This window comes from Pedobacter sp. CG_S7, assembly GCF_040544395.1.
Lineage (GTDB): Bacteria > Bacteroidota > Bacteroidia > Sphingobacteriales > Sphingobacteriaceae > Pedobacter.
In genome coordinates, this window is sequence record NZ_JBEONS010000095.1 from 1 (window position 1) to 2,141 (window position 2,141).

General features: G+C 37.2%; 1 protein-coding gene and 1 pseudogene. Both read left to right on the forward strand.

The window, feature by feature from the left end; genetic code table 11:
* Positions 1–81: 81 nt before the first annotated feature.
* Positions 82–573, forward strand: a pseudogene (locus tag AAKU52_RS17395) (efflux RND transporter permease subunit); the annotation flags it as partial.
* Between the two features lie 29 nt (positions 574–602).
* Positions 603–2,009, forward strand: a complete 1,407-nt coding sequence (locus AAKU52_RS17400) for an efflux transporter outer membrane subunit (protein ID WP_354335907.1) — start codon at positions 603–605, stop codon at positions 2,007–2,009.
* Positions 2,010–2,141: the final 132 nt, after the last annotated feature.

Here is a 2,141-nt window from a genome sequence, read left to right on the forward strand (position 1 = left end):
TCGACACTTTTGGTCGAAAAAACCCAAAACTAAAAAAACAAAAAATCCAAAAAGTTAATATAATTCTGACTTGTTGCTTTTGCAACGGTCTTAAGTTATATTTTGCCATTTTCTGTTATACTTTCCCTTCCTATTGGTTTAGCAGGGGCTTATTTTTTCTCAGTTATATTCAATTTAAATAGTAGCATTTATTTGCAAATCTCCTTGATCATGCTAATAGGTTTATTGGCAAAAAACGGCATTTTGATTGTAGCATTTTCACTTGAAAGAAGAAGAAACGGAATGCCTCTTATACAGGCTGCTCTTGAAGGTGCGGTTGCACGTTTAAGACCTATTTTAATGACTTCATTTGCTTTTATTTTTGGTCTGATGCCCCTAATGTTTGCCACTGGTGCTGGTGCTGTAGGAAATAAATCTATTGGAACAGGCGCAGTTGGCGGAATGTTAATCGGAACGATATTAGGTGTCTTTGTTATTCCTGTGCTGTTTATCATCTTCCAGTCCTTGCAGGAAAAAATTAGCGGTCCAGCAAAAAGCAATTACGGTGAGGGAGGAGAAGAAGAAAATAAATAGCGATTTACCCTATATATATTGTTAAAAAAATGACTGATAGCTATAAAAAACAAATCTTTACTACCATGTTTGTAGTTTTGACTTTGAGCGCCTGTAAAATCACGAATAAATATGAACGTCCGAATTTAAAAACGGAGGGTCTATACCGTGATCAAAAAAGTATTGACACCACAGTAATGGCCGATCTGCCATGGCAAAATTTGTTCGCTGACGTCACTTTAAAAGAATTGATACAGGAAGGGTTGGATCAAAACATTGACCTTAAAAATGCAGTACAAAATATTATTCAGGCCCAAGCAACACTAAGACAAAATAAACTGGCCTTCTTACCAAGTTTAACTGCAGATGCCAGTGCTGCAAGGAATAAAACTTCTGAAGCAGGATTAAATTTCCCTCCAGGGATAAATATTAATACCCTAACAAATACTTTCCTGTTGCAACTCAGCACTTCATGGGAGGCCGATATATGGGGGAAAATAAGTAGCTCAAAAAGGGTCGCCCTTGCCAGCTACCTCCAAACTGACGCAGCCAAACGTGCTGTACAAACACAACTAATTGCCACAATTGCCAATAATTATTATAGTTTAATAGCTTTGGACCGACAGCTGGAAATTACGGAAATAACACTAAAGAAAAGAATTGAAAATGTAGAGACCATGAAAGCCTTGAAAGAAGCTGCAGTGGTAAATGGAGCAGCTGTAGTGCAAAGTGAAGCTAACCGCTATGCAGCAGCAGTTTCTATTCCAGACCTTAAACAAAGTATCCGAATAACAGAAAATGTATTGAGCCTATTACTAGCCCGTGTACCTGGCCATATTAACCGAAATAAATTGAGTAAACAACAGTCTATAGCTACTTTAACTACAGGTGTTGCTGCGCAGCTATTACAGAACCGACCGGATGTGCAGGCTGCAGAGTTTGCTTTCAGAGCTTCTTTTGAAGACGCAAACCTGGCAAGGACCTATTTCTATCCAACTTTAACGTTGACTGCCCGTAGTGGTTTTTCAAATTTAGAATTAAAAGACTTCTTTAGCAATGCTATATTTTACAATTTATTAGCTGGAATTACGCAACCAATTTTCGCAAAGGGTGTCAACAAAGCTCGTTTAACACGCGCATTAGCTATACAAACACAAACATTTAACGATTTCCAGCAAACATTATTAATTGCCGGACAGGAAGTATCAAATGCTTTATATGCTTATCAAATGGCCAGCGAAAAAGAATCATTGCGGGCTAAGCAAATTATTGCACTTGAGAAAGCAGTGAATTTTACCGAAGAATTACTACGCTACAGTTCTGCAACAAATTATACTGATGTTTTAACATCAGAACAAAGTTTACTGGCTGCCCAACTGGCCGGTGTTAATGACAGGCTTCAACAATTACAAGCAGTTGTTAATCTTTATCAGGCCTTGGGTGGAGGATGGAAATAAATGCACCTCTAAAGATATAACTCCTGCTCACTGGTATAATAAAAGACCGTTGCAAGGCAATATGTGATTTAACTAATTGATTAACAATAAATTACACTTGTTTTTTTTGTTATTTAGGATATTTTTATGTAT